Source organism: Nonomuraea sp. NPDC048916, assembly GCF_040649575.1.
GTDB lineage: Bacteria > Actinomycetota > Actinomycetes > Streptosporangiales > Streptosporangiaceae > Nonomuraea.
The window spans coordinates 1-17,571 of record NZ_JBEZFS010000056.1 but is presented as its reverse complement, the minus strand read 5'-3'; the positions used below and the strand labels follow the sequence as shown (position 1 = coordinate 17,571).

The following is a 17,571-nucleotide window of genomic DNA, read 5'->3' as shown; positions in this document are numbered from 1 at the left end:
GTTGCCTCCGGCGGTCAGGCCAAGAGCAGGAAGGTGTCCCAGCCCGACGCCGTGCCGCCGGTGCCGATGGTGTGCAGGGCGAGCGCGGCACCGGCAGCGCCGTCGAGAAGCCCGGGTTGCGGCGCCGAGTGGGAGATTTGCGCAGTGAGCCGGGCGGCCAGCTTAGGGAGCTCGTCGCGGATGCGCGGGGTTCGTGCGTCGGCGGCCATCCGCCAGGCAGCGTGGAGTAGTCCGGCCGTGCCGTGACACAGTCCGCACTCTGGGAGCCGATCCAGCTGTGTCGGATCGCGCAGGGTGGCCAGCATCGCATCCTCGGCGGACTGCTGCCGAGTCTCGTCCCGTAGCGCTATGCCGGCCAGTTGCTGGGCGCGGGCCGTGCCGCTGATTCCGTAGCACCACGACGGCCGGGGGCGCTGCGACGGGTCGACGCGCTGCTCGCGCGCCTGCTCGATGGTGATCGTGCCTGGCCACCACGCGCCCGTGTCGTTCTGCTGGCGCCATGTGTCGGTCCAGGCGCAGATCCGTTCGATCGCCTCTTTCGCGCCGGCCACGGGCACGTTGCGCAGCACGGCCAGTGACAGCAGGGCCAGGGCCGCGCCGATGCCGTGGGACATGCCCAGATTGCCGTGCCCGTGCGGGTAGTCCGAGCTGGGTTCGCCGTTGGGTGCGACGGTCGTCCACCACGGCGGCAGTTCACCGCGCGCGGGCAGCGGCTCGGTCAGGCGCACCAGGTAGGACAGCACATCGCGGCTGATCGGGTGGTCGGGGTGGCGCCGCAGGTGGTAGGCGCCCAAGCCGGTCAGCCCACGGATCAGGTCGAACTCCCTCATCGGGGGCCGTTCGCCACGGTCGATGCGCGCGTGAGCTTCGGCCAGGCGGGTGCGGGTGATCGACGTGACCGCGTCGTCCAGGCGATCCAGCGCACGCCGGTAGCGGCCTGACGTGCCTGCGGCCGCGTGTGTGACGAAGGCCAGCGCGGGAGCTCCGAAGAACAGGCCAGCATTCGGTGCGGCCGTCAACGCGCCGGAGGCGGCCACTTCCAACCAGGTGTGCGCGGTGCGGGGATCACCGTGCCCGGAGCGGGCGCGCTCGATGTGCAGCAGGGCGATGCCTGCCGCTCCGGCCCACAGCGATTGGGGCCAGACGAGGCCGCTGCCCGGTGGTTCGGCTGCCCACGGCTGCGGGTTGGCCAGCGCCGTGGCGATGGCGTTGGCGGCGGCGAGCGCCTCCGTGTTGGGCTGGCTCATGGTTTTCTCCTCGCGCGGGCGGTCCAGCTCAGGGCGGCGGCGCGGGCCAGGTGCAGGCATGCCCGCTCCCCGGCCAGCGAGGGCCCGGCCATACGGACGTGGTGCAGGTGCAGCAGATCAGGCAGCACGACGGTCAGGGGGAGCGTGCCCGCTTCCTCCAGCACGCGGCGGTAGGCGGCGAGCGTCTGCCGGCGCCGCGCCCAGCGGGAGACGATCTGCTCGCCTGCCAGGTGCGCGGCCAACGCGTCGTGATCGTCTGGTTGGGCCAGGCGTATGGCCTGGTCGTAGATGGCCCGGTCGGGTGGGGAGGCGTCGGGGCGGGTGTGGTCGATCAGCCACTGCATCGCCGTGTCGGTGTCGCCAAGGAAGGCGGTGGCGATGTCGAGCAGGCTGGCGGCGGTCAGGGCGCGCGGGTGGGGCCCACCTGGTGAGCTGATAGCGGTCACCTGGGCGAGGGCGGTAGCCGAGTCGGCGGCGAAGTACGTCTCGGCTGCCTCCATGGCGCTGGGGCCGCCGAAGCGAGCCGTCTCCGGGAAGTAGGTGTCCCACTGCACGTGCGCCGTCAGCCCGGCCCGACGTACCTGCTCGCTCCACGCGCTGACCTCGTTGGCTGCGTCGGCGAACGCGCCAGCGGGCACGGTCAGGCGGATGCGGAGATGGTGATCGGGATCGTGGTAGCGCAGGAACCACCACCGAACGTCGCCGCCGAGCGCATCCGCCAGGCGCGGCAGGTGGCGGGTCAGGAGGGCCGCGTGACGGTCGGGGTGACCGTACAGCTTGAGCGAGATCCGCCCGTGCCGGCCAGGAAGGTGGCCGTGCTCTCGGGAGATCACCTCGCGTGGGAGCCGGGGTGGTTCGGCGGCACGACTGGTTGCGGCGAGCGGGATCACGATCTCGTGGGGTCGGCCGCCGATCCACCCGGCCGCGTCCGAGTCGGGGGCGACGCGAAGTACGGCGGTGCCGGCTCGGTCCACCTGGGCGCGCAGCAGGGCGCGGTGCGAGGGCTCGCCGAGATTCAGCCGGAGGTGCTGGTCACCGCCGCCGAGATTCACCGTCTCCGGCAGCGCCACCATCTCCCGCCAGGCAGTGAGGGTGTCATCCCACTTCTGCCAGTCGGCCGAAGGTGCGGGCAGGTCGGCGGCGGTGAGCCGCCACCGGGCGGGCGAGATGATCGTGCGCCGATAACGGAGCGCTGGGACGAACGGCAACGCAGCGGCGGCGCCCCAGTCGAAGCCCGCGCACGGGGCCCGTAGGGCGTGCGGCGCTTCGAGGAGGAACCGCGCCAGCGGGTGCGTGTGCTGAACCAGGTTGATCGCGTTGAGGACCACCGGCTCGACGGCGCGGCGGCGGGACAGCGACACCAGGTAGACGCCGTGCAGGTCGGCGGTGACAGCGAGGTCATCCAGCGCGAGCACCTGCGCGCCGCCGGGGCGGTCGCCGACCGGCAGCACCTCCGGCAGCACTTGGCCGGCGCGGGCGACGTTCTCGGTGACGGCGTACGGTGCGGGCGCCGACACCTGGACCACGAGCGCGCCCCAGGCGCCTGGGGGGAGGCTCGCGTACAGGGTGCCCATCCGCTGCCGGTGCTCGTCATCCAGCAGGTCCAGGAATCGGCCGGTGATGGTGCCCGCGGCGCGCGACGTCCCGGCGACGACGAGCGTGAACCGGCCCTCGCCCAACGCCTGGCCGGTGGGCGCGTCGATCCGCATGGTCAGCTCCGTGCTGGGCTGAACCGGCGCGTCCGGGGGCACCCCGCCAAGGTCGGTGATCATGTCGTCGTCGAGCAGGATCTCCCGCTGGCGGCGCATGGCGGCGTTGTGCGCCAGCGCCAGCAGCTTACGGTCGCGGTCGGTCAACGCCGCTTCCTCGGACGCGCGGACGCCGTCATACCCGTCCGGGTAGCCGAGCCCCACATCGGCATCGACCACGTCCCGGAGCGGGACCAGCGCGCGGGGGCCGTACCGGTCCAGGAACCGTTCATGCCAGGCCTCCCAGCCCGCGCTGAGGACAGGGCGGCGGGCCAGACGGACCAGCGCGGATGCCGCCGCAGCCGCTTCCACCGCCACGGCGGCGGGTACCGTCACCTCCCCGTCCAGCCGCAGATCAACCCAGAGCGGCGGGCGGGCGGTGCGGTGGATGACAGCCATCGCGGACACCGCCCGTGTCCGATGCTCGCCCGCCACGACGGCAGGCGCCCGGTCATGAACGGCAAGCTCGTCGGCGACGGCGCGCAAACCTTTCACGACGTCGGCCACCCCGCCGACCTCGTCGGCGTTCACAGCGTCCAGCTCGCGCATGAGATGCCTGAGCGGATCGGTGGTCGTCATGGGCGGGCGCAGGCTGGTGAGCAGGAGGTGTTGGGCCACCAGTTCGGCCACTAACGCGTCGATCGTGGTCTCGGCAGTTCCCGGGAAAGCGGCCGACAGCCGGTCCATCAGCCCCGCGACCGGAAGCGGGTCACGCGCCAGCCGGAGGATTGTCCGTACAGGGCCGATGGCGCGCATGCTCACCTCCACTGGTGCGCCGCCCGCCGCGCTGTTGGCGCGGTGTTCAAGCACCATGCGGCCGTCCCGCTCGAACACGAGGTTGTTGGCCGCCACCGTCAAGCGCCGCCGCAGCGCGGTCTCACCTTCCAACCGCTGAACGACCGCGGCGAGCCATTCCGCTGTTGCGCGGGCTATCGCGCGGTGCGCGTCCCCGATCCGCACCACCGGCAGGTCCGTTGCTGCGCTGATGCGGGCTGGGGCCACCCCGGCGAACAGCCCGAACGGCGTTGAGCGGCCCGAGGCGCGCAGCAGGTAGCGCATCGTGGAGAGCACCGCACGGCGCACGGCCGGATCAGACATCTGCTCTCCGGCGCAGATCTCGCGCACCCGCCGCGCCAGATCCGGGCTGGCCTGCTCCACGGCCGCCGCGAAGCCCGGCGTTTGCCACGTACGAGTCAGCCAGGCCTGCCAGGAGGAGCGGTCCGCGTTCGGGCCGGTCAGGTCAGGCCACGATGCGATCTGCTGGTCCGGCGGCCACGATGGGGCGCGTAACACCGCAGCGTCGAAGTATTGGTACATCAAGCCGCTCCCGTAGCTGGGGGGCGCCCGGCCAGCCGGTGAGCCGTGCCGGCCGGTCGGGCGTTCGGGTCAGGCTTCGCCCAGGAGGGCGCCTACTTGCAGCTCACGCACGCGGTCCCGCACGTCGAGTTGCAGCCGTCGTCGGTCATGCGGATGAGCTGCTCGGCGGCCACACCGGACTCGATGATGGACACGTCCAGCTCAGTTAGCCAGTCGGTGTCCTGGGGTTCCAGCGCGGCCGGTGCGAGCGTTGCCACACCATCGGTAGAGCGGGTCATAACCAACCTCCTTTGTTGGGGTGGGATTCCCCGGCGCTTCCCCGGGCAGGTCGTAGGACCTGCCTAGGGAAACCCGGCGGTCTATGGCCAGGTGATGACGACGGTTCCGTGTCGCTTCGCGATGACCCCGGCAGAGGGGGCCGGCGGGGTGGCGGGCTTGGGGATGTACTGGATGGACGCGGCGCCGCGCCAGCAGTACTTGTCCGCCCATTGGCGCAGCAGCTCCACGTACCGGGTGGCGACGTTCTCGGCCGCAGGCCCATGAGCGTAGACGCCGCTCTCGTATCCGCTGCTCATGTCGTCGTTCTCCCGCGCGGCCCGGTAGGCGAAGCTGTCGCCGTCGAGCAGCACGGGTACGCCTTTGAGCGTCGAGCTCGCGAGCAACTCCTGGTCGACCGCCTCCTGCCCGGAGTAGAGCAGCGCCATGTTGGGGGCGTTGGTGAGCAGGAACAGCGCCAACTCGTCGGGCATGTCGAACACGGCCCCGGACCAGCGTTCGATTCTCGGCAGGTGCAACGCCCGCCGCAGCGCCTCCGCATCAACCTTGAGGTCCTCGTCATCGAGGCGCAGCACCACCCCAACATCGATCGTGACGGTCCGTTCGGTGTGGGAGCCGGCCCCCTGGAACGGCACGAAGACGCACAACCCGTAGCTACGGCTGACCAGGCCGCCCCCGCTGTCGCGGCCGAATGCGATCCAGCGCGTCGTCCCCTTCAACCGGAGAGGAACGACGATCCGGCCGTCGTCTGCAAGCTGCTCGATCCACGCGGGCGGGATATCCCAGCTCCCGGCCGTGACGATGATCCTGTCGAAGGGCGCGGCCATGGGGACGCCCTGCTCCGCGTCGGCCAGCACCACATGGACGTGGTCGTATCCGGCCTCGTGCAGGAACGTGCCGGCGCGCTCGACGATGTCCGGGTCGATGTCCACCGTGGTGACGCGTCCGTTGTCGCCGACGAGTTCGGCCAGCAATGCCGCGTTGTAGCCGCCGGAACCAACTTCGAGAACCCGCATGCCAGGTTCGACCGCGGCCGCTTCCAGCATGGTGGCCTGGAGATGGGGGGCGGATACGGAGCTGAGGGTCAGACCGTTGCCGTCGGTTTTGACGATCGGCGTGGCGTCCACGGCGTAGGCGACCTTCAGCGGCTCACCCGGCGTGAACAGGTGCCGCGGCACGGAGGTGAAGGCAGCCGCCAAAGACTCAGACCGGATCGCCCTCTGGTCGCGGAGCTCGCGCACCATGGCGGCGCGCACTATGGCGGCTTCCTCGACGTCGTTGTCGGTGGTCACGTCGCTCACGGGTAGGTCCCCCTCTTTTGGTTGTGATGGGCAGGTCGATGGTGGCTGTTGGTCGGCCGCTCCAGGGTTAGCCGCGCCGTCCCCTTCCCTTGAGGAAGGTGTCGGGCTCGGCCCTTTCCCCGCGGCGCCGATGTTCGGCGTCGTGGTGTTCAGCGAGCGCGATGTAGACGTCGATGGCCTGGCGGTAGAGGCTGCGGCCGGTCTGTTCGTAGCCGCCGTCACCGGTGCGGCGCAGCACGAAGAAGGTGCCTCCCTCGGCCCCCCACTCATACCGGCCGCAGCACGAGGTGTGCGGGACCCGCAGCATGCCGCCGGACGGCGTGTACGGCTCCCACTCGAACGTGGGCTCCGGCTCCTGCCGTTCGTGCTCAATCGTCTGTCGCCCGCGTCTGGCCATGGTCTGTTCTCTCCACGCGGATCTGACTGTCTGCTGCCGTGGGGAGAGCAATAACAGGAGGGGCGGCTGTGTCAGCGTCGCGGCCCAGCATTGCGCGTCTCCTTCGGAGCCGGTTCGGAATCAGGGGCGAGTCAGCAGGTAGGCCAGCCATTCGCGGCCGGCGTCGGCCAGGCCCACGGACTCTTCGATGCGCTTCTCGGTGTGGTGGCCCTTGTACAGGTGGAAGAGGGTCCACATCGCGGTCAGCCCGGCCACGAGGTCCCTGGGAGCATCCCTCCACGCGGGTACACCCCACAGCATCGCGTTGACCTCCTCGGGTGTGTGCTCGTCCCTGATGAGGTAGGGCGCGAACAACGCCGGGTCGATCCACGCCTCACCGCTGCACACCTCCGACCAGCCCACCACGAACACCATGTGGTCCTTGATGAGCAGATGCCGGTCGGACAGGCAGCAGTGCAGCATCGCATTGCCGCGCAGCCGGTCGATGACGAACCCGTTCAGCGCTGTCGCATACAGGTCACGCCCGAAGAGGTGGCTGGCCGGAAGGTCCAGCATTTTACGAACCTTCGGCACCATGCCACTCACGTAGTTGACCACCGAGCGGGCCCCGTCCGGGCAGGGAGTGCCCAGCTTGCCCAGCTCGGCTATCGCCTGTAGCACGTCCTCCAGGCCACGCGGACGCGAGCCGCGCCGCAGGTCCGCATGGCGGGCGTGGTCGTTGATCAGCTCCCAGGCCGTCAGGTGGTAGCCCTCCAGGTCGAGCTGCCACAGCATGCGCGGCGTGGGCGCTGACAGGTCCAGGTGCTGGGCGGCCCACCGTTCCCGCTTGTGCTGGATCGCGTACGGGCTGCTGGTCGGGATCGCCTTGACGAACACGTCGTCAACGGCGCCGTACAGTTGTGCGGTGAACCCTTCCGGCGCGCCCGGCATCATCTCCACGTCGCGCAGGGTGCCGACCTGCTCCACGATCGCGACCTGCACGCCTGGGGGCAGAGCTGCCCACGCCATCTGGTTATCCATTGCTGTCTCCAAGAGGGGTGAGGTCATGCCGCGTACTCCCCGAATCCGGCGACGGCGGCAACGAAGTGCGCACGGCCGACATCACGCGGGACGTCGTTGTCTGGCCGCCACGTCGACGCCTCGACAAGGCCGGGCTCCAAGACGTTCAGGCCGCCGAGAAACATGGACTTGATCACGGACAGCGGACGCGGGTAGATGTCCGCTGTCTGGCGGTAGGCGGCCATGAGCTGATCGCGTTCCGCAGGGCTGAGGAGATCGTCACGAGCGTGGCTGAACACGAGATAGCCCGCAGGGAAGGCCGCCATGTAGCGCCGCACGATGCCACCGGGGTCGTCGGCATCCGACCAGAAGTGGACCAGCGCCGTGGCGACGATCCCCACCGGCTCACGGGAGTTGAGCACGCCCGCTGTCTCGTCCAGGACGAGGCCGACGTCGCGGGCGTCCGCATGTACGACCGTCGTTGCCGTGCCGCCGACATCGAGCAGCGCCCGCCCGGTCACCGTGACCGCCGGATCGTTGTCCACGTAGGCCACGCGGGCGGTTATGTCGTAGCGGAGGGCCGTCTCCAGCGTGGTTTCGATGCCGACCTGTGGGAGTCCGCAGCCGAGGTTCAGCCACTGCGTGATGCCGAGTTGGGCGGCGGCGTCGACGCCGCGGGCAACGAACTCCAGGTTCGCACGGGCGGCCTCCGGGAGCCTCGGGGCGACTTGCTTCATCGCGCTGACCACGTCCCGGTCGCTAGCCCGGTTGTCCTTCCCCTCTGTCGCGGAATCGTACACACGGGCGATCGACGGGGCCGCGTCGGCGGGAATTCCTGGGCCGGTCGAGGCGGTGATGCGGGAGTCCATATGGTCGAAACCTTCAGGGACAAGGGGTGGATGTGTTGGCCCGAGCATCGTTGGCCCTGCGGGGACATCTCGGACTTCTCGCAGAGTTTTGCCGGACTTGTCTGGACCTCTGGGCTCGGGCCGGCGCCGGTCTCCTGCATCGCCAGGTAAGTGCCGTGAATCGCGGGCACGGCCGGGTTGATGATGGGCGGCCTGCCGTTGGTGGCTGAGGCTGTTCCGGTGCTCATAGGGGCCTTGAATGGGTTGCTCGTCGGGATGGATGGGGCGGCATGGTGGCGGGCGCTACGTCAGCAGCGCGCCATCGGTGTACAAGGTCACGGACGGAGGCTCGTCCGCGGTCAGGGCAGCGTTCGCGGGGATCTTCCACGCCTGCACCTGCCACACCGTCTGCTCGGCGGAGGAGGGTGCGGCCATGGCCGACACCAGGAACATGCGGGCCACCGCGTCCTCGTTGTTCGACGGGATGCGCAGCCTTCCACCGGCGACCCAGGTCGCGTCCCGGTCGATCGACCACGACAGATCCACGCGGCACGACACCACTGGCAGTCGGTCGTCGACGTCAGCCTGACTGGCGCGGTCCTCGCCGGAGACCGTCTCACATGTGTGCATGTTGCGCCTCTCCTCACGTGCGGTGAAGGAATGGCTCTACTCTGAAGCGCGACCGAAGGGGCGGGAACGCCATTGAGTAGGGCGGTCAAGGGGCAGATGGGGGGCAGATTCGCGGGCCTTCTATCTGCCTGTGTGCGACGATTCCCACGAGGGGAGAGACGCATCGTGGCCGAGCCGAATCTGCGGTTGAAACGAGCACGCGAAGCGCTGCCCTCCCTCTCGGCGCCGGGGGAGCCCGCGTCCCGTCAGGACGTCGCGGACCTGGTCAACGCCTGGATTTTCAAGCAGTACGGTCGCGAATCGGCCTTGACCGCGAACTACATCGGCAAGCTCGAACGCGGGATCGTACGCTGGCCTGGCTGCGATTATCGGGAAGCGTTGCGCGCCATATGCCACGTCGACCACGACAAAGACCTAGGTTTTCAGCGGCCACGCCGGGACAAACTGGCCGCTACCGTGACAGAGGTGGACCGCAAGGGCTTTATTCGGACCGCGCTCGGGGTCGCGGCATCCGTGCCTTTGGCTGAACTCGCACTACCCCGGCCCGCCAACGTCCCCGCCGTGGTGAACACGGCCGACATCATCGAACTCCGCAAACTCGCCGGCGTCTTCTCGACCTGGGACCACACCTACGGCGGCGGCCTGGTCCGTGAAGCCGTTGCCGCGCAGCTGCGCTACTCGGTGAGTCTGCTGGAACACGCCCACTGTCCCACCCCTCTGCGTGGCGATCTGTACGCCGCGGTGGGATGGCTCGGGCAGGTCTCCGCGTCCATGGCGTTCGACGCCAATGCCCATGACGACGCACGCAAAATGTTCGGGCTTGCGTTGACGTGCGCAGAGGAAGCCAGCGACTGGCACCTGCGCGCCAAGGTGCTGTCCTCGATGGCCCGCCAAGCGATCTGGTGCGGCGACGCCGACAGCGGGCTGACGCTCGTCGAGTTCGCCCTGGTGCGCGCTGACCGACTCACCCCGGCCGAGCGCGCCATGTTGTTGACGGGTCGTGCGCGGGCGCTGGCCAAGCTCGGCCGCGTGGCGGAAACCCTCGAAACCGTCGGCCTGGCCGACGACCAGTTCGCCCGCATCAGCCCGTCCGATGAGGCGCCGTGGATGCGCTACTACGACGCCGCCCAACATTCAGGTGACACCGGACATGCCCTGTACGACCTGGCGATGCACGGCCGATTCATCGGGGAGGCATCCACCAGGTTGGCCAACGCGGTCGCCGGACACGGCCCCGCCTACGTACGCTCCCGGGCAATCAGCGGCATCAAGCTCGCCTCCCTGACCATGGCCACTGGCGATCCCGAGGAGGCCGCCGCAATAGGCGGCCGAGCCGTGACGGACGCGGGCACCGTCCGCTCCTCCCGCGCGCACGACGACATGCGGGAGCTGAGCCGCCTGGCCCGCTCCCACCAGCGGCATACGCCGGTGGCCGAACTACGCCACCGCATCGAAACGGTAGTCGACAGGTGAGCGAGGAGAACGAGACCCGGGCCGTGCTGGAAGCGGCATGCCTGCGCGCTGGCCTCGACCCGGCTGGCGCGGAGCTTGTGCAGCTCGGGGAGAACGCCATCTACCGGTTACGCGGCCGCTTCATCGCCCGCATCGCCCGCGCCGGGCAGGCGGTTGCGGCCCGCCGCGAAGTGCAGGTCGCCCGCTGGCTCGAAGACCACGATGTGACAGCCGTGCAGGCGCTGCGCGACGTGGCCCAGCCGGTCGAGGTGGATGGCAGGCCCGTCACCTGGTGGCACGAACTGCCGCCACACCGGCATGGCACCGCCCTGCAGGTGGCGCACAAGCTACGTCGCCTGCACGACCTGCCGCTGCCCGACTTCGACATTGGCCGCCTCGATCCGTTCGTACGGCTGCCCGAGCGGATCGACGGGGCCACCACGTTGACTGACGCCGACCGAACGTGGATGCGCCAGCACCTGGCAGACCTGCGGGCCCGGCATGAGGAACTGCCATCCGGCCTGCCCCACAGCGTTGTGCACGGCGACGCATGGATCGGCAACGTGGTGTCCCTCGACGACGGAGAGGTAGTGCTCCTCGATCTGGAGCGCTGTTCGGTCGGGCCGCCCGAGTGGGACCTAGTCTCCACTGCGGTCAAGGCGTTCACGCTGGCCGGCATCACGGTGGCCGACTATGGAGACTTCGCTAAGGTGTACGGCCACGACGTGATGACGTGGCCGGGGTTCGAGACGCTGCGAGACATCCGCGAGTTTCGCCTGGTCTGCATGGCCGCCCAGGTCGCGGGCGAGAACCCTGAACGTGCTGACGAGGCGGCGCTGCGGCTCGCGTGCCTGAGAGACCAGCGCGGGCCACGCCCATGGCGCTGGACGGCCGTTTCGTAGGGGGAAGGATGGCCTGGGAGACGGGCCGTTATTGAGGTGCTAGTGATCGTTGCCAATGCCTAGGCTCAACCTTGTGACATTTTCGTTTGGCGATACCCCGTCAACTGCCAAGAGGGCCCGCAAGCTCGGAGAGCTGCTTGCTAACGAAGCCGAGCAGATCGGCCGTTCCGGTGGCATCGATGTGCTCACCGACCACGCCGCAGTGTTCTACGTGCTCTTCGGGTGGTGGCGCTACATCAGCCAGTCCGCGAGGGCCTTCTGGATGCTTAGCGACGCGAAGCTGGCCGCCGAGGGTGCTCCCCTGGTTCGGAACATCTTCGACCACTCCTTCTCGGTGCAGTGGTTGTACGACACCGGCGGAGACGGGCTCATCGCGATTGGGGGCGCTGAGCTGGAGAAACGGAAGAAGCTCCTGGAAGACCTGCAGAAGAACGGGTGGCAGGCGTTCAGTCAGATGACTCTCGCATCGCTACCGCCAATTACCGTTCCCCAGGCGGGCGATCCCGAATATGCCCGGTACGTGAAGCTGCTCGGGGAGTTCAGGAACTATGCCGACCTCGTGATCGCGTACGGCAAGGCCGACGTGTACCCGGTCTACCGAACACTGTCGAGCTATGCACATGCGACACCCCAGACCGCCCAGCTGTACGTCGAGGAACTCCCAGACGGATCTCACGGGGTGCGCGATACGGCGAGAAGCTCAGGCAGTTACGCATCCATCATCCACACCACGATCTGCCTCGTTCAGGCCGCTGACGTCATCAGCGTGTGTATCAAGGGCGATCCGCTACGGAAGGTGCTGGAGAAGGCGACTAAGGACTTGGGGCTCACTGCTCCCGAGTATCTGAGAGTCACCAGGAAGAAGCCCCTGCCAGCCGTCACCTGAGGTGTCGAACAGGCGAGTTACGGCCTGCTCGCAGCCGTCCTTTTCTCGGCGATACTGGGCGACGCAGACTGACTACAAGCCTTCCGTCATGTGAGGCAAGTTCTTGGGCGCCAGTTCGGCGGAGGAGTGTGAATGTCGTGTTGTGGCGTCCGGGCGCCGGGTTGTGACCGCTTGCCTCCTTCAACCAGGTGGGTCGGCAGCGTCGTCGAGAAGGGCTTGGGTGCCGGCGGCGGTGCTGGCAGAGGATCGTGTGCGGCGCAGGCGGTAGAAGAAGCTGGGGACGCGTGGCCCGTCGCGGCGTAGCAGGAAGGCGGCATCCTGGATCTGGCGACATTCCGCCAAGGGCAGGGACGCCGGATCGCTTCGGTAGCGATCCCACAGGTCGTGGATGTCGTTTTCGATCTGTTCTCGGGCGACCGCGTGACGCCAATGCTCTCGTGACAGTTCGACGGAGTCTAGGAACGCGGGCGAACTCGGCAAGAAGATTTTGATGAGGTACTCGGTCAGGGTCAGCTCCCCGACGATCGCGATCGTGACGCCGAAGATGAACCAGACGAGGCCGACGAGCAGGATGGTGGTGCCGTAGGCCTGGTGGTCGCGGCGGCTCCAGACCGCGCTCTGGCGCTGGCATAAGAGCGCGTCAGCGGGCCAGGGCACGTTATCGAGCTTGACGCTGAACCAGCCACGGTAGAAGGCGTCGTCACCGATGTGGCTTGCGGCCGTGGCGATGTCGTCGTGTACGGGAGGCCGGCCGGCGAGCGCGGTGTTCCACGGCAGATGGAACAACCTGGTGTCGAAGAGTTCATGGGCGCGAACGGCCTTGTTGATGTCGCGGCGTTCCAGCCCAGTCAGGACGGTTCGGCCGAGCACCAGCCATCCCGCACTGATGGCAGCGAGGGTGTCGGTGGTGGCCGGTACGGCGAGCGCGACGAGCGGTGCCGCGATGGCGAGAGTGAAGGTGCCGGCGGACCGGATCCGCCGCCACCACTGGGCAGTCTTATACATGTGGCTGTAGGCCAGCAGCCGTTGGAGGTGTTCGGGCTCGTCTTGGCGCTGGGTGATGCGGGCGCCGTGCCCGGCGGGTACAGGACGGGGAGCCGGGCTGGCGCTCACGAGAGCGGGAACAGCGGTCCGAACAGCTCCCGCCAGGTCTGCAGAGCGGCACCGGTCCGCCCCGTCTGCTCCAGGCGGATCGCCTTCGTGCAGGCCGCCTCGGCCTCGTTCAACGCCTGGACGGCTGTCGCCATCATCGCCGGATCGGAGTCGAGAATGCCGGAGATATCCGGGCCTAGGTGCGCTGGGTCGGGCCAGATGTCCGAGATGTGCTCGGCAGCGGTGGCGAAGAACCGGCGCAGTTCCTGCGGATGGCTGCCGGTCCAGGGCCCATCGATGAGCTTCAAGGCCATGACCTCGATCAGGAACGACGGCTGGACGGGATAGCCGGCGACGGCGTTCCACTTCTTGAGCATCTTGACCAGCGGCTTCCACTGCTCGCTGAACGCCTTGTTGGCGGCGACGGCCATATCGTAGTGGATCGTGGGGTTGGTCTTGATCCACGCGCCGGTGACGTCGTCGGGGATCAGGTAGTGATCGCCGGTCTCGAAGGCGGGGACGACGTCGAAGGAGACCACTTCGGCGTCCTCGCTGACGTCGTCGACCACCTTGATCCCGAAGTCGACACGGACGGCGAACCTGTCGCAAGTCACGCGCGCCTCGCCATAGAGGGGCGCGAGAATCGCCCTCACGGCAAGGAGGATCTCGCTCGGGTGCAACTTGAGGTAGTCCGTGTCGGCGATGACGACCATGATGTCGACGTCTCGCAGCGGTTTGGTCTTCGTCTCGCGGCGGTAGGCGCCAGTGAGAAAGGTATGGATGACCGTCAGCGTTTCGGCCGCCTCGACCTGCTCGCGGATCTTGTTCTGGCGGCGGCTGGCCGAGGCGTTCTCGGTGTCGGTGGTCTTGAGGTTGGTGCGGAACTTGTAGAAGGCGTCGTTTGGCGTGAGCATCAGGCGCTCCTGGTGTAGTAGGCCAGGCTGGCTCCGAGGCTGCCTCCGGTCATCGCCGTGCCGATGCTCTGGCGGGTGAAGCCGGTGGTGGAGCGCAGGGTTGTCGTGGACCAGCCCGTGACGTCGGGGCGGCCGGGCGAGGTGTCGGCGACCACGAGGTAGTCGCATTGGCTGGGGTAAGAACCGTTCTTGCGGATGGCGAAGGCGACCGCATCGCTGTCGAGCCACAGGTCCCCGTCTCCGTCAGCGTGGTAGCCATAGTCGATCTTGAAGTCGAACCGGCCGACGAGGTCATCGCCTGTCCGGCGGCCCGGGTCGTAGACCTCCAGAATGAGCCCCTGCAGGTGCCGAGAGCGCAGCCATGCCGCGATCCCGCGCTCCAGGACGTCCCACCGGTCCCTAAGGTAGGCCGGGTCGAGCCCCGTGCCCCGGATGATCTGGCGCAGGCCTCGCAGCATGCCGGTGGCCACATGGGTCGCGGCATAGGTGTGCAGGTTGACGTGGACACCCGTGGTCACGACCGCCCCATTTCACTCAGATTGATGACCGGCACCGCCGCACTGGCTCCCGAGTTCGTACCGCCGGCGCTCGAGGCGCTGAGCCCTTCGCTGGTGTCGCGGACGGTGATGGCGGACGCGCCGGAGAGCGCGGTGGTGATCTCATCGAGGTCGTCGGAACCGCAGGGCAGCGACACCGACCAGCCGGGCTCACTCAGACCACCGCTGTACAGGGGCGTCTCGTCGTTGATCGCCTCGATCGCGTCCATGCCGTGGACAGTGCGGACGCGAATGCGGGCCCCCGACGCGGGCTTGACGACGATGGGCGCATCGCGCGTGTATTCCTCGCTGATCAAGATGGCCGCAATGCTGGTGATCGCGGTCAGTTCCTGGTGCGCTTCGCTGCCGGCTTCGGTGAGGAGGTCGACGATGGCCTGCCAGGTCTCCGTCGAGGTACGCGCCGGAACCGCGGCGATCCGCCGGGAGATCGCGCTGGCTGATTCGCTGATCATTACTGCTCCGCCATCGTCTGCAGGGCCGCATACAGATCGGCCGAGGTGACCCGCTCCGGGTCGCAGTGCTCGTTGGCGCAGGCCGCCGCGACGGCTTTGCGCAGGCGCCGGCCGTCCAGGCCGTCAGAGACCTCCGCCGCGTGGTCCAGGACCGCACGGTCCAGGAGTTGCTTGGCACCGGGGAAGGCGGCAGCGACCGACGCGATCGTGTGCTCAAGGATCGCGCGTCGACCGTCGCGGTCGGGCACCGGCACCTGGACGATCATGTCGGCGCGAGAGGACAGCGCCGGATCGATCGCGTCGGCGAAATTGCTGGTCGCCAGGACCAGCACGGCCGGATGCCGGCGAGCGAGCCGGTCCAGCCCAACCAGCGCAGCATCCACCGCCCGGTGCACATCGATCGGGTTGGCCTCCATCGACAGGGCAGCGCGGTCGGTCAGGATCGTCTCGACCTCGTCCAGCAGCACCACCAGCGGGCCCCGCTGCGCCTGCTCCTCCAGCAGTTGGCCGAACAGCTCTTCTACGCTGCGCTGGCTACGGCCCAGCGAGGAACTGGCCAGTGCGTGCGGGTCGATCTCGATGAAGGCCCACGGCCCGAGCCCGCCCACCACGCGCGCGATCTTGTCGGCCAGGCCGCGGGCGACAGTCGTCTTGCCGACCCCCGGAAGGCCGGTGAGCAGCACCACCCCGTGCAGGGGCAGTGCCTCGAACGGCACAGTGGCGCGGAGTCGGAGATTGGAGGCCACAGTCTGCAGGAGCCGCTCCTTGAGACCGCCTGCGAGGAAGATGCTCGACCAGCCGGCCTCGAAAGATTCGTCGGGCAGCGAGCGAGCATCGGCGATACCGTGCGTGCCAGGCTCGGGCAGGCCATGCCTGACGTGACCTGCGCGTTTAGAATCGGGCATGCAGCCGACACCTCCAGAAAGGAACGTTTGTGCACGTCATAAGCCATGCGGGAAAGCCGCCAACTTCGGCGCCCACTCGTACTTGTTCGGGATCCTACGGCATGTATTAATCGAGGTACAAGCGAGTTGGGCATCCCCTGGCGATCTTCCATGCCGGGATGCGCTACCGTGCCCCGACGATCAGTGCGCAACAGATGGGAAGGAGGGCACACATGGACGAACCGGTCGACATCGAGCAGTTGCGAAGCCTGGTGAAGCGGCACAGGGACGAACTTGGACTCAGCCTGCGGGCGGCTGCGGAGCAGTCCGAAGTACCCTTCAACACCCTCGCTCGCGTAGAGAAGGGGCATCTGCCTGACCTGGCCAACTTCCGCAGAATCGTGCTCTGGCTCGGGTTGGCGCCGGAGCGGTTCTTCCAGCCCGCGCTGTTCAGGGTCGAGAACACCCCGGAGGTCATCGCCTCGCAGTTGGCGCAGGACCCGAACCTCACCCCAGCGGCGGCGGAGACGATCGCCGACGTCGTCCGCGAGCTTTACGGCACGCTGGCCACTAAGGACCGTGAGGTGAGCGTGCATCTCAGAGCGGCCAAGACCTTCGCTCCCGGGGCCGCCCGGCTGCTCGGCGAGATCCTCATCGAGATGCAGAGCAAACTCGAAGCGGGTCCCCCGTATCCCGGACAGGCGGTGTAGTGGTGCGCCGAGGTTTCAAGGCCGAAGCCGAACGGCTCGCGGACCGGACCAGGGCCCAGATGGGCATCGCCCCGGCGGAGCCCGCCAGTGTCCGCGCGTTGGCGCACCACCTCAACGTCGAGATCGTCTCCGCGGACCAACTCATCGATCTGCACAAGCTTCAGGCCCTCAGCGCCGCCCAAGAAGGAGCCTTCTCCGCAGCGACCTTCCACCTTTCCGCAGACCATGTGGTCATTGTCTGCAACCCCCTCAACGACCCGGCGCGCACCAACAGCGACATCGCCCACGAGCTCGCCCACCTTTTGCTCGGCCATCAGGTCCGGGAACTGCAGACCATCGCAGGGCACATCTTCCTCACCTGTGATCCTGACCAGGAGGAAGAAGCCAACTGGTTGGCCGGATGCCTGCTCCTGCCTCGCCAGGTCCTCCTGCGTGAGGCGTTCGCTGACGCCACCCCCGACGCCATCGCGACGAAGTATCACGTCAGCACGCAGATGGCCCGTTTCCGGCTCAATGCCAGCGGTGTAAACCTGCAGGTGCGCAGGGCTCGGCAGGCACGTTCAGGGACACCCCGATCCTGATCCCCTGGCTGCCGGCTCCGGCCCCATTCGCTCGCCCGTTCCGCGGCGAATCGCCAGACGAGCGATGCATCCTCCCTCAGCGACAGACAGCGCTGTTGGCTAAACCCGTCCGTAGGAGCTCAAGTCCGCCGCCATGGGGTCTTCATTCCGTCCAGCTGCTTGGGTTGAACAGGGGGATAGACAACCCCTGGACCGGCCAGTCCGTTGTTCGAGTTCAACCGCGTCGACTGCTAGCCTCGGGCTTTCGCGGTGAATTTCGCGTGAGTTGATCATCTACATGAGAAAAGTGCTTCCGAGCTGCAATGCCGGTGAGTTAAGGCATTTGTGCTGGTGAGAGCGCTTTTCTTAAGATTGTGATCTTGTAGCTGGCCTTGGTGG

General features: G+C 68.0%; 18 protein-coding genes. 5 read left to right on the top strand and 13 right to left on the bottom strand.

From position 1 onward, the window contains the following. Positions 1-14 precede the first annotated feature (14 nt). From AB0C16_RS37045 to AB0C16_RS37010, 8 genes are all read right to left on the bottom strand, one after another. Positions 15-1,247, bottom strand: a complete 1,233-nt coding sequence (locus AB0C16_RS37045) for a lanthionine synthetase C family protein (protein WP_357690289.1) — start codon at positions 1,245-1,247, stop codon at positions 15-17. After that, positions 1,244-4,312: a lantibiotic dehydratase gene (locus AB0C16_RS37040; RefSeq protein ID WP_357690288.1), complete on the bottom strand. Its 3,069-nt coding sequence runs from the start codon at positions 4,310-4,312 to the stop codon at positions 1,244-1,246. Before AB0C16_RS37040 ends, AB0C16_RS37045 begins: the two co-directional genes overlap by 4 nt. Positions 4,313-4,404: 92 nt before the next feature. Beyond that, entirely contained in the window at positions 4,405-4,590 is a 186-nt protein-coding gene (locus AB0C16_RS37035) for an FxLD family lanthipeptide (protein WP_357690286.1), read from the bottom strand. An 81-nt stretch (positions 4,591-4,671) separates the two neighbouring features. Continuing rightward, on the bottom strand, positions 4,672-5,889 hold the full coding sequence (gene fxlM, locus AB0C16_RS37030; RefSeq protein ID WP_357690284.1) for a methyltransferase, FxLD system: 1,218 nt from the start codon (positions 5,887-5,889) through the stop codon (positions 4,672-4,674). A 67-nt stretch (positions 5,890-5,956) separates the two neighbouring features. Then, on the bottom strand, positions 5,957-6,286 hold the full coding sequence (locus tag AB0C16_RS37025) for a hypothetical protein (RefSeq protein ID WP_357690282.1): 330 nt from the start codon (positions 6,284-6,286) through the stop codon (positions 5,957-5,959). A 120-nt stretch (positions 6,287-6,406) separates the two neighbouring features. Further along, on the bottom strand, positions 6,407-7,294 hold the full coding sequence (locus AB0C16_RS37020) for a hypothetical protein (RefSeq protein WP_357690280.1): 888 nt from the start codon (positions 7,292-7,294) through the stop codon (positions 6,407-6,409). A 35-nt stretch (positions 7,295-7,329) separates the two neighbouring features. Beyond that, positions 7,330-8,154: an SAM-dependent methyltransferase gene (locus AB0C16_RS37015; protein ID WP_357690278.1), complete on the bottom strand. Its 825-nt coding sequence runs from the start codon at positions 8,152-8,154 to the stop codon at positions 7,330-7,332. Between the two features lie 282 nt (positions 8,155-8,436). Further along, positions 8,437-8,763: a hypothetical protein gene (locus tag AB0C16_RS37010; RefSeq protein ID WP_357690276.1), complete on the bottom strand. Its 327-nt coding sequence runs from the start codon at positions 8,761-8,763 to the stop codon at positions 8,437-8,439. A gap of 165 nt (positions 8,764-8,928) precedes the next feature. Between AB0C16_RS37010 and AB0C16_RS37005 the strand changes: the two genes are divergently transcribed. The 3 genes from AB0C16_RS37005 to AB0C16_RS36995 all read left to right on the top strand — a co-directional run bounded on the left by AB0C16_RS37005 (position 8,929) and on the right by AB0C16_RS36995 (position 12,003). Continuing rightward, positions 8,929-10,236, top strand: coding sequence for a hypothetical protein (locus AB0C16_RS37005; protein ID WP_357690274.1), 1,308 nt, complete (start codon positions 8,929-8,931; stop codon positions 10,234-10,236). Next, complete coding sequence (locus AB0C16_RS37000) at positions 10,233-11,117, top strand: aminoglycoside phosphotransferase family protein (protein WP_357690272.1); 885 nt, start codon at positions 10,233-10,235, stop codon at positions 11,115-11,117. Before AB0C16_RS37005 ends, AB0C16_RS37000 begins: the two co-directional genes overlap by 4 nt. Positions 11,118-11,190: 73 nt before the next feature. After that, on the top strand, positions 11,191-12,003 hold the full coding sequence (locus AB0C16_RS36995; protein ID WP_357690270.1) for a DUF5677 domain-containing protein: 813 nt from the start codon (positions 11,191-11,193) through the stop codon (positions 12,001-12,003). A gap of 180 nt (positions 12,004-12,183) precedes the next feature. On the opposite strand, the gene AB0C16_RS36990 is transcribed toward AB0C16_RS36995, so the two are convergent. The 5 genes from AB0C16_RS36990 to AB0C16_RS36970 are packed head-to-tail and all read right to left on the bottom strand — an operon-like array spanning position 12,184 to position 15,923. Continuing rightward, the gene (locus AB0C16_RS36990) at positions 12,184-13,116 is read right to left on the bottom strand and encodes an S-4TM family putative pore-forming effector (protein WP_357690268.1); all 933 of its coding nucleotides are present in this window, start codon (positions 13,114-13,116) and stop codon (positions 12,184-12,186) included. Next, entirely contained in the window at positions 13,113-14,009 is an 897-nt protein-coding gene (locus AB0C16_RS36985) for a CBASS oligonucleotide cyclase (protein ID WP_357690266.1), read from the bottom strand. Before AB0C16_RS36985 ends, AB0C16_RS36990 begins: the two co-directional genes overlap by 4 nt. After that, entirely contained in the window at positions 14,009-14,527 is a 519-nt protein-coding gene (locus tag AB0C16_RS36980) for an HORMA domain containing protein (RefSeq protein ID WP_357690264.1), read from the bottom strand. The genes AB0C16_RS36985 and AB0C16_RS36980 overlap by 1 nt, the downstream gene beginning before the upstream one ends. Continuing rightward, positions 14,524-15,018: a hypothetical protein gene (locus tag AB0C16_RS36975; RefSeq protein WP_357690262.1), complete on the bottom strand. Its 495-nt coding sequence runs from the start codon at positions 15,016-15,018 to the stop codon at positions 14,524-14,526. Before AB0C16_RS36975 ends, AB0C16_RS36980 begins: the two co-directional genes overlap by 4 nt. Further along, positions 15,018-15,923: an AAA family ATPase gene (locus tag AB0C16_RS36970; protein ID WP_357690260.1), complete on the bottom strand. Its 906-nt coding sequence runs from the start codon at positions 15,921-15,923 to the stop codon at positions 15,018-15,020. The genes AB0C16_RS36975 and AB0C16_RS36970 overlap by 1 nt, the downstream gene beginning before the upstream one ends. Positions 15,924-16,135: 212 nt before the next feature. On the opposite strand from AB0C16_RS36970, the gene AB0C16_RS36965 reads away from it, so the two are divergent. Next, the gene (locus tag AB0C16_RS36965) at positions 16,136-16,612 is read left to right on the top strand and encodes a helix-turn-helix transcriptional regulator (RefSeq protein ID WP_357690258.1); all 477 of its coding nucleotides are present in this window, start codon (positions 16,136-16,138) and stop codon (positions 16,610-16,612) included. 2 nt (positions 16,613-16,614) lie between these two features. Beyond that, on the top strand, positions 16,615-17,193 hold the full coding sequence (locus tag AB0C16_RS36960) for an ImmA/IrrE family metallo-endopeptidase (protein WP_357690256.1): 579 nt from the start codon (positions 16,615-16,617) through the stop codon (positions 17,191-17,193). Positions 17,194-17,571 lie beyond the last annotated feature (378 nt).